Genomic DNA, 19,670 nt, shown 5'->3' on the forward strand with positions numbered 1-19,670 from the left:
AGATGAGGGAGAGACAGAACCCCCACGCCCTGCTGAGGTCGCGGTGCCGGAGGGTTGGGGACAAGCGATAAAGCAGTCGAAGTGTCTGGCAAAGCATGGCATTCGATCCTTCGCTATCGGATAGCGGCAGCCGCCGCCTGGGAAAGTACTGGATTGGTGCTGATCGGCATGATTTCCGGTCGTCCGAAATAATATCCCTGCGCAGAGTGGCAGCCGAAGACCTTGAGGAGTTCGACCTGGCCCCTTGTTTCGACGCCTTCGGCTGTCGTCTTCATCCCGAGCTGATGTGCAAGACTGATCGTGCTCGTGACGATGCTGCGGCAGTCGCTGCTGGTCTCAATGGCCGAAACGAAACGCCGGTCGAGCTTGATGCGCGTGAAGGGGAGGTCGGCCAGGTAGGCGAGCGTCGCATAGCCGGTGCCGAAATCGTCGACGGCGATACCGACGCCCATCGCACGGATCGCGTTCATCGTCGGCAAGGCCTGGGCATGGTCGAGCAGCAGCGATTCGGTCAGCTCGATCTCCAGGCGATGGGCGGGCAGGCCGCTGGCATCCAGCGCCGCGCGGATGCGCTGCGGCAGGTCTTCCTGCCGCATCTCCATGGCCGAGACGTTGACGGCGACCGTTTGGCCGTTGTCCCACCTGGCTGCCGTCATACAGGCGCGCTTCATCACCCATCGATCGAGTTCGGCGATCAGGCCGCACTCCTCGGCAACGGAGATGAACAGGCCTGGCGGAACGAGCCCCTTCTCAGGGTGTCGCCAGCGAACCAGCGCCTCGTAGCCGCTGGTGACGCCGCTTCTCAGATCCATGATCGGCTGGTAGTGAACTTCGAATTGTTCCTGCGCCAGAGCCTGAACCAGTTCTGCCTCCAGCGTCGCGCGCGCCGAACTGGGCATCGTCATGCCCTTCTGGAAGACGCTGTAGGTGCCGCGACCGGCGGCCTTGGAGGCATAGAGCGCAAGGTCGGCATTGTTGAGGAGAATGGCCGGGTTGTTGCCATGCACCGGCGCCGAGGCGATGCCGATGCTGGTGCCGATTTCCAGCGTCAGGTCTCCGATCCGGTAAGGTTGCGACACGGCTTCGAGGATCCGTCGCGCCAGCCGTTGTCCAGCCCGGGTGTTGGCCGGAAGCCTCTGGATGAGGGCGAACTCGTCGCCGCCTAGACGTGCCAGCACGTCGTCGTCACCGATCAGCGAACGGACGCGTTCGCTGGTCATGATCAGGACCTGGTCGCCGACGGCATGGCCATAGGTGTCGTTGACCGGCTTGAACCGGTCGAGATCGAACAGGATGACGTTGAGCGCCGTGCCGTCGGCGGCAATCTCCGCCAGTGCGGACAGCAGTGCCTTTTGCAGGTAGCTGCGGTTCGGCAGTCCGGTCAACGGGTCGTGATGGGCGAGATGTTCCATCTGCGCGGCCGTCTCACGCACCTTGCGCAGGTGTTCGCGCTCGACGACGGCCTCGCGCAGCGTCTCGATGGCGCTGGCCAGCTGGCCGATCTCGTCCTTGCGCCGCCTGAACGGCGTGACGGTGCCGGTATCGTCCCGGGCGATCCGCTTCAGCGCGTCGATGAGCGCCGGCACCGGCCGGAAGATGTGGCGCATGACGAGCACGATCGTCGCGCCGGTGGCCAGCATGATGATCGCCAGCAGCATCAGCGAGTTGCGATAGAAAGCGCTGCGCGTCGCCAGTAACTGGTCGGCGGTGCCGATACTCGCTGCGACCGCGCCTAGAAGCTTGCCATCGGTGGTCTCGATCGGCAGGAAGGCAATGAAGCTCTCCTCGTCGCCAATGGTCGCGAAGCCGGTGAAGATCCGTCCGAGGGAGTTGCTTCGCACGGCCCCCGGATCGAGAAGCGGAAGATCCTGTTCGGCGCCACTGCTTTCGGCAATGCTGTAGAAGGTCTGGTCGGTTGCCTCATAACGGAACAGCCAGACATCGTTCTTCGTCTGGATGCTGGCAAGCGCCAGGACATCGGCGGGGATGAAGCCGGTATCCAGTACCGACTGGTCGTCGCCGATCATACGATCCGAGATGATCCGCATGATCTGCCCGCTGCCGGCCAAGTCGACGGTGACGAAGGTGTAGATGCTCCGAAGTGCCGAGCTTGCCACCTGGGCATTCATCTCAGCCTGACGGCGCCACTCCTCGCGCTGGCTGCGCTCCATCATCAGCCAGCCCGTTGCCGCGCCGGACACATAGGCGAGCGCAACGGCTGCCAGCAGGAAGGCTGTCACCTTGCCGAACAGCGACCCGCGCCACGGAAGCGAGGCGCCGCTGCGTCTGGTTCGGTCGGCATTTAACCTGGACTGCATTGCCCAAACCCTTCCCCTGCGACACTCGAAAGCTCGCGGGCGAATTGTCAGGGAGAACGCGTTGACAAAAAATTGACACAGTGTGCCAAGGCGGGAAAAACCCGTTCCACAGTTAACAATGCTTATTGAGGTGTGGCAGGTTTACAACCGAAACGCGTTCCCGAAAGCCCTTCTGGCGAAACTGCGTGAGGGCCTGGCCGCACCCGCTACGGATGAGGTGTCGCCGACGCCTGCAGGGTTGCGGCGGATGTCCGCACGAGATCTGCGATCTCGCCGAGCTGGCGGGCGATGGGGCTGGTGCGCCGCCAGATCATGCCGATCCGCCGTGACGGCTGGGGATCGTCGAACCGCGCGGTCGCCACCGCGGCAGACCGTGTTTCGACGGAGACGGCGATTTCCGGAATGAGCGTGATGCCGATGCCCGCCCCGACCATCTGGACGAGGGTCGACAGCGAACTGCCGTCGAGCAATTCTCTCGGCTTGGACACGCCCGCCTCGGCAGTGCAGAAGGACAAAGCCTGCTCGCGAAAACAGTGACCCTCCTCGAGCAGCAGCAGCCGCATCTCGCGCAGCTTTGCCCGGCTCGGCACCGGCTTGTCCGCATCGGCAACCGGCCGGACCAGCAGAAAGGGTTCCTCGAAGAGCGGAACTTCCATCAGTGACGGCTCGGAGACCGGCAGCGCGACGATTGCCGTATCGAGCCTGCCCTCGGAGAGCTCCTCGATCAGTCTGGTCGTCACGGTCTCGCGAACGTGGATGTCGAGCCCCGGATGCTCGGCCATCAGGTCGGCGATCATCCTTGGCAGCAGGTAGGGCGCTATCGTCGGAATGACGCCGATGCGCAGGCGCCCCAGCAGACGGTGCCGCGAGGCGCGCGCCAGGTCTTCCAGTTCGTCCACCGAGCGGAGGATATCCCGTACCCGGCCGACGAACTCCTCGCCGAAGCGGCTGAGGCGGATTTGTCGGGCGCCGCGTTCCAGGAGGTCCACGCCAAGACTTTCCTCGAGCTCTTTTACCTGCACGGAAAGCGCGGGCTGCGATATCGCGCAGGCCTCTGCTGCCCGGCCGAAGTGCCGGTGCCGGGCAAGCGCCTCGAAATAACGGAGCTGCCGGAGTGTCAGGTTTCTCATAACCTCAGCCTATCAAGGCGATCAGTTTATCCTGCTTACACTAATCATGGGGCTTTGCTATAGCTGGGTTGATGAAGATGATCGACTGCGGGGCGGGGGCCTCCGGTGCGATGAAATGTTTCACACGACCGTCACCCGCGTGATGGATGGTCGGACAATCAAGACAACCATTGGAGATTGAGATGGATGTAACCAAGACGAGTGCTGCCGGCAAATGTCCGGTCGTTCACGGGGCAACGAGCGTTTCGATGCGGTCGAACCGCGACTGGTGGCCCAACCAGCTCAACCTTCGCATCCTGCACCAGAACACGGCGCTGTCGAACCCGATGGGCACCGCCTTCAACTACGGCAAGGCCTTCGAGGGTCTCGATCTTGCGGCCGTCAAGCAGGACCTCGTGGCGCTGATGACCGACAGCCAGGATTGGTGGCCGGCCGACTACGGTCACTACGGGCCGTTCTTCATCCGGATGGCGTGGCACAGCGCCGGTACCTACCGCACGGCGGACGGTCGCGGTGGCGCGACCTCGGGTACGCAGCGTTTCGCTCCGCTCAACAGCTGGCCGGATAACGCCAACCTCGACAAGGCACGTCGCCTGCTGTGGCCGATCAAGCAGAAGTACGGCAACTCGCTGTCCTGGGCCGACCTGATGATCCTCGCCGGCAATTGCGCTCTCGAATCGATGGGCTTCAAGACCTTCGGTTTCGGCGGCGGCCGCGCCGACGTCTGGGAACCGGAAGAGGACATCTATTGGGGTGCCGAGCGCGAATGGCTGGCGACCAGCGACAAGGAACACAGCCGCTACAGCGGTGATCGTGAGCTCGAAAATCCGCTCGCTGCCGTGCAGATGGGCCTGATCTACGTCAACCCGGAAGGCCCCGACGGCCATCCCGACCCGCTGGCATCGGCGCGCGACATCCGCGACACCTTTGCCCGCATGGCGATGAACGACGAGGAGACCGTCGCTCTGGTTGCCGGCGGTCACACCTTCGGCAAGACGCATGGCGCGGGCGACGCCGCCCATGTCGGTCCGGAGCCGGAAGGTGCGGGCATTGCCGAACTCGGCCTCGGCTGGATGAGCACCTACAAGAGCGGCAAGGGATCCGACACCATCACCAGCGGCCTCGAAGGCGCCTGGACGTCGAACCCGATCGCCTGGGACATGGGCTATTTCGACGTGCTGTTCGGCTACGAGTGGGAACTCGTCAAGAGCCCGGCCGGCGCTTTCCAGTGGCACGCGCGGAACCTTGCCGAGAAGGACATGGCACCCGATGCCCAGGATCCTTCGAAGAAGGTGCCGATCATGATGTCCACTGCCGACATGGCGATGCGCATGGATCCCGCCTACGAAGCCATCTCCCGCCGCTTCCATCAGGATCCGGCTGCGTTTGCTGACGCTTTCGCCCGCGCCTGGTTCAAGCTGACCCACCGCGACATGGGCCCGAAGGTTCTCTACCTCGGCGCGGAAGTGCCGGCCGAAGATCTGATCTGGCAGGACCCGATCCCGGCCGTCGATCATTCGCTCATCGATGCGCAGGATATCGCCAACCTCAAGGCGCAGATCCTGGCAAGCGGTCTGACCTCTGCCGAACTCGTGCAGACGGCTTGGGCTTCGGCCTCGACCTTCCGCGGTTCCGACAAACGCGGCGGTGCCAACGGCGCACGGATCCGCCTGGCGCCGCAGAAGGACTGGCAGGCCAACCAGCCGGAGCAGCTCGCCCGGGTTTTGGCCAAGCTTGAAGAGATCCAGTCTGCGTTCAACGCGGCGCAGGCCGGTGGCAAGAAGGTGTCGCTTGCCGATCTGATCGTGCTGGGCGGTTCTGCTGCGGTCGAAAGTGCCGCTCGCGCCGCCGGTCACGTGGTCGAGGTTCCCTTCACGGCGGGCCGCACGGATGCCACCCAGGAGCAGACGGATGTCGATTCCTTCGACGTTCTGGAGCCGGTCGTCGATGGTTTCCGCAACTACCAGAGGGCGGAGTTCACCATTTCGCCGGAGGAACTGCTAATCGACAAGGCGCAGCTGCTGACCCTGACCGCGCCGGAAATGACCGTCCTCGTCGGTGGCCTGCGCGTTCTCGGCGGCAACTACGGCGGCACGCAGCACGGCGTGTTCACCAGCCGCCCGGGCCAGCTCACCAACGACTTCTTCGTGAACCTGCTCGACATGGGCACCGCATGGGCGCCTGTCACCCCGGCCGAGAACCTCTTCGAGGCCCGCGACCGCAAGACCGGTGCGGTAAAGTGGTCGGCAACCCGCGTTGACCTGGTGTTCGGTTCGAACTCGCAGCTGCGCGGCCTGGCGGAAGTCTACGCCCAGTCGGACAACGAGAAGAAGTTCGTCGACGACTTCGTTGCCGCCTGGACCAAGGTGATGAACGCCGACCGGTTCGAGCTGGCTTAAGGCCATCTGCTGTAACTGAAAACCAACGAAGGCGGCCGGCTAACCCGGCCGCCTTTTTCGTGTCCGTCATCACCGGAAAGGCGCCCGTCTATATCTCGTTGGTCGGCCATGGACGGATGCATCGGGATTGACGATCATGCAGCTGGCGGCTGCCGCACATCGGCGCGCCACGACCGCGAGATGATGGAGGAGATCAGACGGTGCCACAGACATTCCAGGCCATGGTGATCGATATGGTCGAGGGGCGACCGCAGGGGCGATTTCGCGACCTGACGCTCTCCGATCTTCCGGACAACGACGTGCTGGTCGAGGTCGCCTACTCGACCGTCAACTACAAGGATGGCCTTGCGATCACCGGCAAGGGCAAGATTGCCCGGACGCTGCCGATGATCGCGGGGATCGATCTTGCGGGCACGGTCGTCGAATCCCGCAGCGATGCCTGGAAGCCGGGGACCAAGGTGCTGGTCAACGGATGGGGTCTGTCGGAAACCGAGGCCGGCGGCTTCAGCCGCTTCCAGCGCCTCAAGCCGGAATGGCTGATCTCCCTGCCGGAGGCATTTTCCCTGGAGGAGGCCATGGCAATCGGCACGGCCGGCTATACCGCCGCCCTCTGCGTCGATGCACTCGAGGACTGGGGCATGGCTGGCACGGAGGGTGGCGAGGTCCTGGTGACGGGGGCCGCCGGAGGCGTCGGTTCGATCGCGATCAGCCTGCTGGCCGCCAAGGGATACAATGTTACGGCGTCGACGGGCCGACCTGAGACGCACAACTATCTCCGCAAGCTCGGTGCGGCAGGCTTCATCGATCGTGCGTCATTGAGCGAAAAAGGGCCGCCGCTGCAGAAGGAGCGGTGGATCGGCGCGGTCGACTCGGTCGGATCGACAACGCTAGCCAACATTCTGTCGCAGACCGTCTACGGTGGCGCCGTTGCCGCCTGCGGACTGGCAGGCGGAGCCGATCTGCCGGGAACCGTGCTGCCGCATATCCTGCGCGGCGTGGCGCTGCTTGGCATCAACTCTGTGATGACGCCGATCGCCAAACGTCTGAAAGCCTGGGACATGCTGAGCCGGCACCTGGATCACGATCACCTGCGAGAGTTGATGGTTGTGGAGCCGATGTCGGCCTTGCCGCGGGTCGCCGAAGAGATCGTCGAGGGACGGATCCGCGGCCGTGTGGTGATCGAGATCGGCAGCTAGCGGATCGCCGTCTCCTCAATTCCGCGTCAGGTCCCGGCTATAGCAAGAGGCGGAACTGCTGCGGCTCACCGGGCTCGATCGCGGTGAGGTGGGAGAGTGTCACGCCGAGCAGCCGGACACCTTTCTCCACCGGAAATTCCTGTTCGAGGATCCGCCGGCAGATCTCTGCGATTTCATCGGGACCGGCGAAGGCCAGTTCACTCGAGCGGCTGCGGGTTACCTGGCGGAAGTCGGCATACTTGATCTTCACGGTGATCGTCCGGCCGCGAAATGCCTTCTGCTCGGCAATGCCCCATATCTTGGCGATCAGCGGTGCGATGCGCTCGACAGCCTCCTCCAGACCATGGATGTCTTCGGCGAACGTGTCTTCCGCACCGACCGATTTGCGCACCCGGTCGGGCCTGACCTGCCGTTCGTCGATCGCCCGCGCGATGCCGTAGAAATAGGGTCCGGCCTTGCCGAAATGTTGGCTCAGAAAGGCAAGCGGCTTCGACTTCAGGTCGAGGCCGGTCTCGATCCCGTGACGCTTCATCTTTTCGGCGGTCGCCGGACCGACACCGTGGAATTTCTTGACCGGCAGGGCCTCGACGAAAGCCGGGCCGTTTCGCGGCGTGATGACGAACAGCCCATCCGGCTTGCGCTGGTCGCTGGCCATCTTGGCGAGGAACTTGTTGTAGGAGACGCCAGCCGAGGCGGTGAGGCCGGTCTCGGCCTTGATCTTGGCGCGGATTTCCTCGGCGATCTCGGTGGCGAACTCCATGCCTTTCAGGTTCGCCGTCACGTCGAGATAGGCCTCGTCCAGCGACAGCGGCTCGATCAGCGGCGTGTATTCTGCAAAGATCGCCCTGATCTGTTCGGATATCTCCTTGTAGACGGAAAAGCGCGGCCGCACGAAGATGAGGTCGGGGCAGCGGCGCTTGGCGGTGACGGAGGCCATTGCAGAGTGGACGCCGAACGTGCGTGCCTCGTAGCTGGCTGCCGCGACGACGCCGCGTGCCTCTCCGCCGCCGACGGCGACAGGCCGGCCGCGAAGGCTCGGATCATCGCGCTGCTCGACGGATGCATAGAAGGCATCCATATCGACATGGATGATCTTTCTCTGCCGGCCGCCGCCTACGTCTGTGGTCGGCGTCTGCGCGTCATTCGTCATGGGAGCGGCTGCAGACCCCATGGTGCTACTTCCACATCGACCGCATGCGGGCGCCGACATCGATACGGATCTGTCGGGCGTTACGCTCGGACGCGGCGGCGCTGACTTTCGGCCAGCTCGTCGTTTCGAAGAACTGTAGCAAGGTGGCCGGGATGAAACGGGTCCGCGAAGCATAGACGTGGCGGTCACCCTGACTGTTCTGGCCGTGGGTGAAGAAGCGCTGCGGGGTGATCAGTGTCAGGCTGTCGCGGGCGCGCGTCATTCCTACATAGAGCAGCCGGCGTTCCTCTTCGAGCTCCGCCGTCGTGCCGGTGCCGAGGTCGGAGGGGATGCAGCCATCGACGCAGTTGAGCATGAACACCGCGCGCCACTCTTGGCCCTTGGCGGAATGGATCGTCGACAGGATGAGGTAGTCCTCGTCGAGAAGCGGCACGCCCGCCTGGTCGCTCGTCGCATCTGGCGGATCGAGCGTCAGCTCGGTGAGGAAACGCTCGCGGTTATGGTAGCCGGCGGCGATCTGTTCCAGCTGCAGCAGATCGGCCTTGCGCGTATCGGCATCCTCGTGGATGCGATCGAGATGCGGCTCGTACCAGAGGCGCGCCGCCTCCATCTCGCCGGGCCAGCCGGCATCGGCCTTGCGCAGCGTCGTGACCAGTTCGACGAAGGAGGTCCAGGCCTCGCCGGTCTTCGGCGGCGGCGGGATTTCGGCAAGCGACATCAGCGGCTCGGCATCGGCGGTGATCGTGTCGAGGATCTTGCCGGCGGTCTGCGGCCCGATGCCGGGCAGCATCTGCAGGAGCCGGAAGCCGGCCACCCGGTCGCGCGGGTTCTGGGCGAACCGCAGCGTTGCCAGCAGATCCTTCACATGCGCGCTGTCGAGGAATTTGAGGCCGCCGAACTTGACGAAGGGAATGTTGCGGCGCGTCAGTTCCACTTCCAGTGCGCCGCTGTGATTGGAAGAGCGGAACAGCACCGCCTGGTTCTTCAGCGTCATGCCGATCTCGCGGTTGGCGAGCACCTGCTCGACGATGTAGGCGCCTTGCTCGGTCTCGTCCTTCACCGTGACCAGCAGCGGCCGCTGTTCGGATTCGCGCTCCGTCCAGAGGTTCTTCGTGAAGCGCTCGCGTGCCAGATCGATCACGCCGTTGGCGGCGGCGAGGATCGGTTGGGTCGAGCGGTAGTTCCGGTCGAGCGTCACGATGTCCGCATGGTCTGCCGGGAACGACTTTGGAAAATCGAGGATGTTGCGGACGGTTGCGGCACGGAAGGAGTAGATCGACTGCGCGTCGTCGCCGACCACCGTCAGGCCGCGACCATCTGGCTTCAGCGCCAGCAGGATGGACGCCTGCAGCCGGTTGGTGTCCTGATATTCGTCGACCATCACGTGGTCGAAGCGGGCACCGATATCTTCGGCGAGATCGGGATCCGACACCATCTGCGCCCAGTAGAGGAGGAGGTCGTCGTAATCGAGGACGTTCTGGATCTGCTTGGCCTCCACATAGGCGGCGAACAGCTCCTTCAGCTGCGCCTCCCAGCCGGCAACCCAGGGATAGGAGGTCTTCAGCACCTCGTGGATGCTGCTCTCGGAATTGACGACGCGCGAATAGATCGCCAGGCACGTACCCTTGGTCGGAAAGCGGCTGTCGGTCTTCGACAGACCGAGTTCGTGACGGACGAGGTTCATCAGGTCGGCGCTGTCTTCGCGGTCGTGGATGGTGAAATCCACGTCGAGCCCGATTTGCTCGGCATACATGCGCAGCAGCCGCGCGCCGATGCCGTGAAACGTGCCGGCCCAGGCGAGCGCGTCCGTCATGACTGACGCATTGGCGCCGAGCACCTGCCGGCAGATGCGCTGTACGCGCCCGCTCATTTCGGAAGCGGCCCGGCGCGAGAAGGTCATCAGCAGGATGCGGCGCGGATCGGCGCCGTTGACGATCAGGTGGGCCACCCGGTGCGCCAGCGTATTGGTCTTGCCGGAGCCGGCGCCGGCGATGATGAGCAGCGGTCTTGCGCTGGCGCCGCCGCCTTCGGAAATGCCATGCTCGACGGCCAGCCGCTGCCGGTCGTTGAGTTTGTCGAGATAGGCCGCGCTCATTGCTGTTCCTGCATCCGCATCATCGGACGAGGATTAGAACATAAAAGGAACGTGATCAACACGCAGATCTACAAGGCTTGGAAATCCTGGGGGAGAACCGATCGACGGGCAACGCGCTTCAAAGCTCGTGGACAAGCCTCCGGCGGATCCAGCGGATCAACGGCGGCGTCGGCGGGTCGATACGTTCAGGTCGCCAGGCTGGGTTCGCGGCTTCGGGCAACCGTCAGTTCGGCGGTGGTCTGGTTGAGACGGTCGGCCAGTACCCGCATGATCTCGACCGCCATGTCGGGGAAGTCGCTCATCAGCTCGAGAAAGTTCTCCTTGCTGATTTTCAGCACCTCAAGCCGGGTCGTCGCACGCACGGTCGCCGTACGCGACACGTCGCAAAGGATGGCGATCTCGCCGACAATCGAGTTCTGCTCAAGTTCGGCGACTTTCAACTCGCCGCTCGGCGCCTGTACGAGCACATCGGCATGGCCTGACAGGATGACATAGGCCGCATCGCCGGCATCGCCCTGGCGGAAGAGGTTCTGGCCTTCGCGGCAGCTCAGACGTTCCGAAGCAAATGCAAGCAGCTTCAACTTGGCCGGCGCGATCTGCGAAAACAGCGGCACGCGCCGCAGCATGTCGACCTCATCCTTCAATAGCATCGCACTCTACCTTTCCCTGCCCCAAGAAACGATATTACGATAGTAGCTGCTTGAACATCCCATTTTGATGCTTCAGCTCCTCGAAACTGCCGGTTTCGACAAGATTGCCACCTTCAAGAACAACAATACGGTCGAAAAGTTCTGCGCAGTCCGTATTCGGCAGCACCCAGATGATCGACGGACGCTTTCCGTCCTCGTGCAGGTCGTTGAGGATGTGGGAGACGATGCCGTTCTGGACGCGCTGGTCGAGTGCCGACAGCGGCCGGTTGAAGATGAAGTAGTCGGAGCGCTTCAAGAGAGCCCGTGCCAGATTGAGCTTCTGCCGCTGGACGTTGGTCAACCTGCGTCCCTGAGCGCCGACGTCGAAATCGAGGCCGATCGACAGGACATTGTCCTCGAGATCCAGCTCGACAAAGATGTCGCGGATGATCTGGCGGATGCGGTCCGAGGTGTCGGCCTCCTGATAGGCCAGCCGGCCGAACAGCACATTGTCCATCAGCGAGGCGGAATCGGAGAACTTCTGCGGGTCGTGGCGTTCGATGTTGTCGGCGAGATCCTGCGGGATGTCGTTGTAGAACTGCTGCCGTGCCGCGACGATCTTCGCCATCAGCTCCTCGGTCATCAGGCCGAAGCGATGCCGCGGTTCGATGTAGGAGAAGCTCAACCGGATGATGCTGCTGCGATCCTCCGACGATGCCTCGTCGACTGTCGTGCCCTGCAGCTTTTGCAGCAGTGCCTCGTAGGTCGGCAGGTCGTCCGGCGTCATGAAGGTCAGCTGGTTGAAGAAGGGGTGGTCGGGCGGCAGGTCGCGGAACAGCTCGACGGCATTCTCTGCGATCGCAAGCCCGACCTGATAGAGTTCGTCGGAGAGCCCGCTTTCGGCCATCACCGCCCGGAAATGCGGATGGGTCGCCAGCATCCGGCGCGTCACCAGCGGCTTCAGCGTACCGAACAGCAGGTTTTCGCCGACCGTGGCGTGCCTGTTGTACTCGCTCGGCTGGAAGGGCACGACCACATCCTGCAGGTCCTCGTCCTCGAGGCGCCGCCGCAGCGCCGAGCGCACTTCGACGATGCGATCCGTCAGCGCCTGATGCGATGCGACGTCCACCTGCGAACGCAGCGCCAGGTCGAAGATGTCCTGAAGGATCAGCACGGCGTTCAGCACCGGCCGGATGACCTTGAGCAGATCGTCGGGTCCGCTTGCGCCGGCTGCCGAGTAGTCGATCCAGTCGCTGTTGAGATCGAGCACCGGATTGCCGGAACGCTGCGATTCCATCAGCCCGCGCTTGTAGCCGCGGGCCTTTGCGCCGCCGTATTCCACCTCGGTCAGCGGCGCATGTTTCAACCCGTACAGCAGGTTGTCGCGAAGCGTGCCGTGGAAGAAGTAGACGTCCGACGAGACGAAGGAGATGCGCCGCCCGGTGACCGATTCGGGCAGCTCCAGCATGTCCTTGCCATCGATGGTGATTCTTCCCGACATCGGCCAGACGATCCGTCCGAGCGCTTCGGCCAGTGCCTCGGCGCCCCCGCCATTCGGTCCGACCAAAGCGACCGTCTCGTCCGGTTCGATCTCCAGCGAGACGTGATTGAGGAGCCGTGCGCCGCTGTCGTCGGCAAGCGTCAGGTTGGAGACGACCAGCGGATGCGAGAGTGGCAGAATGGCTGTCGCAACCACGTCCTGCACCTGCGGTGCGACCAGGCCGTCGACATCGAACTGCTCGACCACCTGCGCATATTTCACCTGCACGTCCTGGCGCGCCTGATCCCAGTCGATGAGTTCCTTGAGCGGCCCCGGCAGGTCCTTGTAGGCGCTGATCACCGCCACCAGCTGGCCGATGTCGAGCCGTCCCTGGAGCGCCAGGTAGCCGCCGATCGCGTAGAACAGGAACGGTGTCAGCTGGGCGAGGAAATTGTTGATGAACTTGACCAGGAATTTCCACTGGTAGAGGTCGTAGCGGATGGTGAAGATCAGCGCCAGGCGGGCGGCTATATCGGCCCGTTCGAGGTTTGATGTATCGTGCCCGTGGATGGTGTGGATGCCGTCGACGATCTCGCCGACGCGGCCCGAAAGCTGCCGTGCCGTCAGCTGGCGTTGCCGGCCAAGTTCCAGCAGCCGCTTGCGCATGCGCGGGATGATGATTGCCTGCACGCAGACGATGCCCGCGGCGATCATGCCGAGCCAGAAGTTCTGCACGATGATGAAGCACAGCGCCGTCAGCGCCTGGCCGCCGAGCAGCGCCGGCTGGACGAAGGCGTCGCCGGTGAAGCCGCCGAGTGGCTCCACCTCGTCCTTGATCATCGACGAGATCTCCGCCGATTTGACGCGCTTGAAGTAGATGGGAGGGAAACGCAGGATCCGGTCGACGAGCTCGAAGCGGATGCGCCGCAGCATGCGTTCGCCGAGCTGGCCCTTGAACGTGTTGATATAGAACTTGAACAGGCCATTGAGCACGACCAGCGCCAGGAAGACGCCGCTCAGTGCCATCAGCGTCTCCACACGGTCAAGCTCAACCCCGTCGAACAGCTGAAGATGCCCGACCAGCGGCAGGTCGAAGGCAATGTCCATGAACGGCTTGGTGGCGGCGACATCCTCGAAGCCTTGGCCCTGGATCGGACCGTTGACGATCTGCTTGGGAAGATCGAAGGCGAGGAAGTAGGGAATCATCGACGCTGCGACGACGAGCAGGATCCAGATTTGCTGACTATAGGTATTGGACCAGATGTAACGCGTGAGGCTTTTTTCCATCCGGGTCAGACATATCCTCGTTGGCCTGGTGCTTCAGTCCGCTCCGTCCCGTGACGCAAGCCTGCCGATTTGAGCCGCGTCCGGGCGGGAAAGCAATCGAAAAAAGCGCTGCACACGGACCGCCGGGAAAACAACCGGGGGCAAAGGAGCTGGCCGCCTCTCACCACCTCGGCGGAATGCCCCGGCGGCTGGCGCCGGTCAGGGCAGCAGCCGGTTCAACCAGGTGGCTGACTGGCGCTTCTGGCCGCCCTGCGCGCTGTCGCGGTGCAGGAGTATCAGCCGTTCGGCTTCCGACAGCGCATTGCGGCGCAGGTCGGCGACGGCCTCTTCTACACGCACGTCCGAGGTGAGCGACTTCTGCACCGTATCCGGCGTGAGGATCGTCACCTTCTGGCGCACGCCACGTAGTTTTTCGACGCCAAGCATCGACCAGTCGCCACGCGCGTAACCGGAAAATGCCTTGCTGGCGATGACGTCGGTTGTGTATTTCTTCGTCAGTTCCTGCAGGCGCACCACTTCGTTCACCGAGGAGCCGAAGGCAGAGAAGGTCAGGCGGTCGCGCAGGCCGACATTGCCGAACATGACGTTGCCGACATGCAGGCCGAGCCCGTATTCGATGTTCGCCAGCCCCTTTTCGTGGCGATGGCGGTTGAGATCAGCGACCCGGCTGCGCGCCACGGTCACCGCGGCCATCACCGCCTGGCAGGCTTGGCGGGACGGTTCGCTGTGCCGATCGCAGGGGAAGACGGCCAGGAAGCCGTCGCCGAGGAAACTCAGGATCTGCCCGCCGTTGCGATTGAACGGTGCGGCGATGGCGTCGAAGAAGTCGTTCAGCGTATCGATATAGACCTGCCGGCCTTCCTTCTCCGCAAGGATCGTCGAGCTGCGCATGTCGCCCATCACCAGAGCGGCGCGGATGGTCTCGCCGTCGCCGCGGCGGATCTGGCCGTTCATCACCCGCTTGCCGGCATCGCCGCCGAGATAGGTGGTCAGCATGTTGTTGGCGAGCTTGTCCAGCACCGCCATCTTCGCCGCCACCGCCAGATGGTTCTGGATGCGCTGGAGGGCGGCGATCATGTCGTCGCTGAAGCCGTCCTTGGCGTCGGTCGACCACGAGCCCATCATGCCCTGGACGGATTGTTCGCCGAACGGCTGGATGAAGGCGATGTAGTCGGTGACCTTGTCTTCCTGCAGATCCTCGAACACCGGAAACTCGTAAGGGCCTTCCTTCGGCACCCGGCGACGCAGGTAGTCGAGATCGTTGCTCAGAAGCTGGTAGTAGGGGCTGCGCAGGAAGATCTCCGGGCTGCCGGCGTCGTGCCGGTATCCTTCCACCGTCAGCCCGCTCTTGGCACGCCAGGTGAAACCGAGGGCGTCGTAGAGCGGATGGAGCATCGAAAACGTCAGGTGCACGCGCACGATCGGCATGCCGGCGGCAGCGATACGATCGCAGAAGCCGCGGATGATCTCTTCCAGCGGCTGGCCGGCCAGCGCGTTGCGGATCAGCCAGTCCGCGACATTGTCCATGAAGATGGTCGAGACATTTCCAGCGGTACGGGTCATCGGCGGAGCCTGCGTTGCGATCGGCGCCTGGCGCCGGAGACATGAAAACCGTCGCTGCTTCGATCGATGGACGATCCGCGGCGGGCAGCCAGGACATCTAGATCGGAACTCTGTGTGGCAAAGACAAGGCTGCCGCGCCGATCTTGTGACAATCGTGTCATGAGCGCCTCAGGCCGGCATGCTGAACCTGTTCGCGCCACCGGAGTGCTTCTCGGCGATGCTGCTTGCCGCATAGGCATAGCCGCCGCTGGCACCATCGATGAAGTGCATGTGATCGTGGCTCATGGGGTTGAGAACCAGGCACGTCATCAGCGCGCTGTTCTGGCGATGCAGACCGTAGTGGCAGATGCCGTCGCGTTCGGCCTGCTCCAGCAGCGCCTCCAGCCGCTGCCGGTGGGGCTCGTCGACATCGACGGTCATCTTCAGACCGTCGTCGAACTTGCGGAAATCGGAGTTCTCGGCGATCTCCCGCGTATAGCGGCGGGCATCGAAGCGCCCGATCGACAGGTTGAAGCGATGCGAAATGTAGACGATGCCGATCTGCAGCAGGTATACGAGCCGCTTCGACAGGCGCGCGCCGGCCGTCGGTGCCGCCGCTGACGTTTCGAGCGCCATCCCGCCGCCCATCAGACCGACCTGCGGCCCGTCTTCGGGCACCGGATGGCCGTCGCGGCTCTGTTCCGACATCACGGAAATCAGCGCGGCTGCGAGTGCCTGAAACGCCGGTGCCGCCTGCGGCGAGGCGGGCTTGACGATGATCGACACAATCTCGCCGTTACGCGCCGGGATCGGGCTCCAGCGGCAGGACAGCCCGGTGAGGTCCGGCGCCGATGCCTGGCCTTCCGGAACGTGGTAGCGGCCGGCCTTCATTTCGCCTTCCGCCCAGCTCGTGCCGCCGCCGTCGAACATCGCGTAGGAGATGTGCTGACTGGGGCCGAAGCGGGCGATCGCCACGTCGAAACCATTGGTTCGAACGGCTTCGATCGGCACCAGCGCGACGCGCATCGTCAGGTCGAGCTCGCTGGCTGCCCATTCGCGAACAGCGCTCAATGCGCCACCCACGTCGTCCGTTCTCGACCCGGGGAATGCGATCATCGCCCCGTCGCCGCCGAAGACGAACGGATAATCCTGGGTGCCGAGCGCGTTGAGGACGGCGGAGATGACGCCGGCACCCGCCATGTTGACGGACTTGTACCGACCGAGAGCGATGGCCTGGGTCGACCCGACGATATCGGCGAGCGCTAGAACCCATCCGGACGGCAGAGGCGCATAGCTTGCCGCATCCGCAAGCTCCTCGAAGCGAAGAAGCACCGGCAAGGACTGGTAGAAGTCGTCGTCATCCATCGTGCGCATGTGCCGATGCTAGCACGGCGCGGGGGGCTGCGCATCAGACGCGGTCGGGCTGCCGGACTTTATTCGCTGATGTCTGCAACAGAGCCAGTTCGCCGGCCGAGTGGAACGCGAAGACTTTGAGCGGCACCGACCGCCCACGGATGACGATGTCACGTCGCGCAAGCGACGAGACGTCGATCTGCGACAGTTCAGCGACCGGCTCCGAGATCACCAGCGGCAAGTCGAATTCCTTTGCCGCCGATTCCAGCCGGCTTGCGACGTTGACGGTATCGCCGATCGCCGTCAGGCTCTGGGTTGCGCCGTAGCCGATGGTTCCGACGACCGCCGGGCCGACATGGATGCCCATGGCGATCCGCAACGGCGTCGTCAGTTCGTCGGCCAGTTGGCGGTTCAGCTCGTCTATGCCGGAGGCGATTGCGACGGCTGCGTCCAGCGCCTGCCGGCAGGCGTCAGCCGCAGAACCGCTGATGCCAAACAGCGCCATGGCGCCATCGCCGATGAACTTGTCGATGCGCCCGCCGGACGCCTCGACGGCATGGCCGACCACGGCGAAATAGCGGTTCAGCAGAAAAACGATATCGAAGGGCAGGCGGGCTTCCGACAGACTGGTGAAATTGCGGATGTCGCAGAACAGCACGGCGATCTCGCGCTCGCGGCCGGGCACGGATTCATATCCCTCGGCGACTACGGCCCGTTCCGGCATGGCGACCAGCAGGGGAGCAAGCGTCAGGCTGGCGCTCGGCCGCAGCTGGCAGGCGAGCCGGATGCCGCTGCCGGCGCCGATCCGGTCGAGGGTCTTCTGTTCGAGCGGTTCGGCGGGCGGCAGTGACTCTTCGCCGGCGATGATCTGCACGCGGCATGTGGAGCAGCGGCCCTTGCCGCCGCAGACCGCGTAATGGGGCTTGCCGGCCAGGCGGCTTGCCTCAAGTACGGTGTAGCCGCGCGGCACGCTGATCGCCTCGCCGGTCGGATAGTGGATGGTCACCAGATGGGCGCGCTCACCGAACCAGCGGATGCCGCGCAGGACGAAGACCAGCAGCAGCGCGCCGGCGAAGCTGCAATAGACGGCGATACGGATCATCTGCAGCTGGCTATCGGCATTCGCCGGCAGAACCGTCGGATCATAGTAGCCGCCCGGAAAGCCGCTCAGCATGAACGTCGGGTTCGTCATCGACCGGCCCATCTGCGCAAAGCCCAGCAGCGACAGAACCGGCAGCAAAATGGCAAGCGTCAGGAACCACGGCCAGACCGAGGGGTACCAGTGTCGGTGCCGCAGCCAGAAGTGAATGCCGATGCATCCGTGGATCCAGACGATCACCAGGGCGATCGCCTGGCGCAACCCGCTGATCGGCGACTTCGTCCACAGCAGGTGAACGACGGTCTCGTAGCTGTCGCTTAGCCGGAACAGCTGCGAGGCGACCCGCGTCGCAAGGATGTGATCGATAATCATCACCGGGATCGCCAGGCCGAGAATGATCTGCAGCGCCTCGCCCTTGGGCATCACGAAGCTGCGCCGCACGTAGATCGAGCGAAGCGTCAGGCCGATATGGATGAGGAAGGCGCCGTAGAGGACGGTGGTTCCGAGCGGGTTTCGCCAGATGAACAGGAAGATCGGACGCGCGTCGTCGGCCGCCTCGACGGACATGAGCCCGAAGACGTGGTTGCTCATATGCATCAGAAGGAACGAATAGATGATCAGTCCCGAAACCAGCCGTGCCCGGCGCAACCGGCGCTCCGTAAGCGGTATCCATTTGGCGAATGCGCTCATGTGCTCCGGTTCTGAAGATCGATGATCTTCCGCCACGAATGGCAGTTTCCCGAAAGCCTGTAAATCGACATTGTCGCGGATTTCGGGCAGGCCGGGATTGGCGCCCGCCCAGGAAGGACGACGTATGCGCAGTGATCCACCGATCAGGTGATGTCGAGCAGCATCCCGTCGCTGGCTGCGAGACTGTTGGGGAAGGCTTCCTGAGCCAGCCGCTCCAGCAGCGCCAGTTCGCCATCGGTGCGGGATGGCGAGTGGTGGAAGAGCACCAGCCGCTTCGTCCGCGCCTCCAGTGCGAGCTTGACGCCCTGTTCCCAGGTCGAGTGACCGAAGCCGCGATAGCGGTCCATCTCGGATTCGGTGAAGGCCGAATCGTAGACCGCGACGTCGGCATCGGCCATCAGCTCCAGCGCCGTCGGGTCGAGCACGCCCGGCTGGTGTTCGATGTCGAAGACCAGCGCCAGCGACTTGCCGCCCCATTCGATGCGGTAGCCGATGCAGCCGCCGGGGTGATTGAGGGTAAACGTCTTGATGTGGATGCCCGGCCGCGGCGTCAGGATGTCGCCGGCGCGAAAATCATGGAACGCCAGGGATGCCTTGCAGATATCCAGCCGCACCGGAAAGAACGGCGGGCTGATGAACTGCTTGACCAGCTTCTGCGTCGTCATCTGCCCGGCGAGGTGCCCCGACCAGATGTTGACGGTGATTGCCGGGTTGTAGATGGGCTTGAAGAACGGCAGGCCGATGATGTGATCATAGTGCGAATGGGTGAAGAACAGATCGACGTCGGTCGTCTGGTCCGCCAGCATGTCGAGGCCCGCCTCCCGGATGCCGGAACCAGCGTCGAAGAGCAGGCGATTGTTGCCGCAACGAACCTCGATGCAGGGAGTGTTGCCGCCGAAACGCGCGAATTCCGGGCCCGATACCGGCACGCTGCCGCGGACACCCCAAAACTTCATCTGAAAGCTACTGTCTGTCATGTCGCATTCAACACATCTCCCGCTCCATCAGACTATCCAGAAAACCTTACCCATTCCTCAGCCGGCCCGGACTTTGGCCCAACAAGGAGACGCGCTGCAAGTTCGACCACGGCGTGACGGCGATCTTCACCGTTCCTGTCCTCACCATGGTGACAAGGAGACTGCGGACCGGTTTGGCGGATGAAATCCTATCGCGGCGCGAGAATCAAAGGCTTTGTGCGCGCCGGGCGGAGCAGAAGAGCGAGACCCGTGCGCTACTTCATAGATGGTGGTTCCGGCAGGGGTTTGCGAGCAACCTATTGCCTATCCCAATGCGCACGCAGAG

Annotated in this window: 12 protein-coding genes; 2 read left to right on the top strand and 10 right to left on the bottom strand. The window is 63.6% G+C overall.

Going from position 1 to position 19,670, the window contains the following annotated elements:
• Positions 1 to 113: 113 nt before the first annotated feature.
• Together AAIH46_RS17410 and AAIH46_RS17415 are read right to left on the bottom strand one after the other, a co-directional pair.
• Positions 114 to 2,318, bottom strand: coding sequence for a putative bifunctional diguanylate cyclase/phosphodiesterase (locus AAIH46_RS17410; protein ID WP_430307271.1), 2,205 nt, complete (start codon positions 2,316 to 2,318; stop codon positions 114 to 116).
• 206 nt (positions 2,319 to 2,524) lie between these two features.
• Positions 2,525 to 3,448, bottom strand: coding sequence for a LysR substrate-binding domain-containing protein (locus AAIH46_RS17415; RefSeq protein ID WP_430307272.1), 924 nt, complete (start codon positions 3,446 to 3,448; stop codon positions 2,525 to 2,527).
• 182 nt (positions 3,449 to 3,630) lie between these two features.
• Between AAIH46_RS17415 and katG the strand changes: the two genes are divergently transcribed.
• Both katG and AAIH46_RS17425 read left to right on the top strand, forming a co-directional pair.
• Positions 3,631 to 5,847, top strand: coding sequence for a catalase/peroxidase HPI (gene katG, locus AAIH46_RS17420; RefSeq protein WP_430307273.1), 2,217 nt, complete (start codon positions 3,631 to 3,633; stop codon positions 5,845 to 5,847).
• Positions 5,848 to 6,047: 200 nt separating this feature from the next.
• Positions 6,048 to 7,043, top strand: a complete 996-nt coding sequence (locus AAIH46_RS17425) for an MDR family oxidoreductase (protein WP_430307274.1) — start codon at positions 6,048 to 6,050, stop codon at positions 7,041 to 7,043.
• Positions 7,044 to 7,080: 37 nt separating this feature from the next.
• Here AAIH46_RS17425 and dinB read toward each other — a convergent pair whose 3' ends face one another.
• From dinB to AAIH46_RS17465, 8 genes are all read right to left on the bottom strand, one after another.
• Entirely contained in the window at positions 7,081 to 8,193 is a 1,113-nt protein-coding gene (gene dinB / locus AAIH46_RS17430) for a DNA polymerase IV (protein WP_430307275.1), read from the bottom strand.
• A 25-nt stretch (positions 8,194 to 8,218) separates the two neighbouring features.
• Positions 8,219 to 10,288, bottom strand: coding sequence for an ATP-dependent helicase (locus tag AAIH46_RS17435; RefSeq protein WP_430307276.1), 2,070 nt, complete (start codon positions 10,286 to 10,288; stop codon positions 8,219 to 8,221).
• Positions 10,289 to 10,473: 185 nt separating this feature from the next.
• Positions 10,474 to 10,938, bottom strand: a complete 465-nt coding sequence (locus tag AAIH46_RS17440) for a cyclic nucleotide-binding domain-containing protein (protein ID WP_430307277.1) — start codon at positions 10,936 to 10,938, stop codon at positions 10,474 to 10,476.
• A 34-nt stretch (positions 10,939 to 10,972) separates the two neighbouring features.
• Complete coding sequence (locus tag AAIH46_RS17445) at positions 10,973 to 13,684, bottom strand: ABC transporter transmembrane domain-containing protein (RefSeq protein WP_430307278.1); 2,712 nt, start codon at positions 13,682 to 13,684, stop codon at positions 10,973 to 10,975.
• A gap of 198 nt (positions 13,685 to 13,882) precedes the next feature.
• Positions 13,883 to 15,247: an adenylate/guanylate cyclase domain-containing protein gene (locus AAIH46_RS17450; protein WP_430307279.1), complete on the bottom strand. Its 1,365-nt coding sequence runs from the start codon at positions 15,245 to 15,247 to the stop codon at positions 13,883 to 13,885.
• A 168-nt stretch (positions 15,248 to 15,415) separates the two neighbouring features.
• Positions 15,416 to 16,600, bottom strand: a complete 1,185-nt coding sequence (locus AAIH46_RS17455; protein ID WP_430307280.1) for a DUF3095 domain-containing protein — start codon at positions 16,598 to 16,600, stop codon at positions 15,416 to 15,418.
• 34 nt (positions 16,601 to 16,634) lie between these two features.
• Positions 16,635 to 18,368, bottom strand: a complete 1,734-nt coding sequence (locus AAIH46_RS17460; protein WP_430307281.1) for an adenylate/guanylate cyclase domain-containing protein — start codon at positions 18,366 to 18,368, stop codon at positions 16,635 to 16,637.
• Between the two features lie 143 nt (positions 18,369 to 18,511).
• The gene (locus AAIH46_RS17465; protein ID WP_430307282.1) at positions 18,512 to 19,345 is read right to left on the bottom strand and encodes an MBL fold metallo-hydrolase; all 834 of its coding nucleotides are present in this window, start codon (positions 19,343 to 19,345) and stop codon (positions 18,512 to 18,514) included.
• Between the last annotated feature and the right edge of the window lie 325 nt (positions 19,346 to 19,670).

The sequence above is a fragment of the Rhizobium sp. 0TCS1.26 genome, from assembly GCF_050455525.1.
Lineage (GTDB): Bacteria > Pseudomonadota > Alphaproteobacteria > Rhizobiales > Rhizobiaceae > Neorhizobium.

What these genes read in the sequence shown, in the direction of transcription:
- AAIH46_RS17410 (WP_430307271.1), bottom strand. Translation starts at nt 2,318, where the DNA reads ATGCAGTCCAGGTTAAATGCCGACCGAACCAGACGCAGCGGCGCCTCG.
- AAIH46_RS17415 (WP_430307272.1), bottom strand. Translation starts at nt 3,448, where the DNA reads ATGAGAAACCTGACACTCCGGCAGCTCCGTTATTTCGAGGCGCTTGCC.
- katG (WP_430307273.1), top strand. Translation starts at nt 3,631, where the DNA reads ATGGATGTAACCAAGACGAGTGCTGCCGGCAAATGTCCGGTCGTTCAC.
- dinB (WP_430307275.1), bottom strand. Translation starts at nt 8,193, where the DNA reads ATGACGAATGACGCGCAGACGCCGACCACAGACGTAGGCGGCGGCCGG.
- AAIH46_RS17435 (WP_430307276.1), bottom strand. Translation starts at nt 10,288, where the DNA reads ATGAGCGCGGCCTATCTCGACAAACTCAACGACCGGCAGCGGCTGGCC.
- AAIH46_RS17440 (WP_430307277.1), bottom strand. Translation starts at nt 10,938, where the DNA reads ATGCTATTGAAGGATGAGGTCGACATGCTGCGGCGCGTGCCGCTGTTT.
- AAIH46_RS17445 (WP_430307278.1), bottom strand. Translation starts at nt 13,684, where the DNA reads ATGGAAAAAAGCCTCACGCGTTACATCTGGTCCAATACCTATAGTCAG.
- AAIH46_RS17450 (WP_430307279.1), bottom strand. Translation starts at nt 15,247, where the DNA reads ATGACCCGTACCGCTGGAAATGTCTCGACCATCTTCATGGACAATGTC.
- AAIH46_RS17455 (WP_430307280.1), bottom strand. Translation starts at nt 16,600, where the DNA reads ATGCGCACGATGGATGACGACGACTTCTACCAGTCCTTGCCGGTGCTT.
- AAIH46_RS17460 (WP_430307281.1), bottom strand. Translation starts at nt 18,368, where the DNA reads ATGAGCGCATTCGCCAAATGGATACCGCTTACGGAGCGCCGGTTGCGC.
- AAIH46_RS17465 (WP_430307282.1), bottom strand. Translation starts at nt 19,345, where the DNA reads ATGACAGACAGTAGCTTTCAGATGAAGTTTTGGGGTGTCCGCGGCAGC.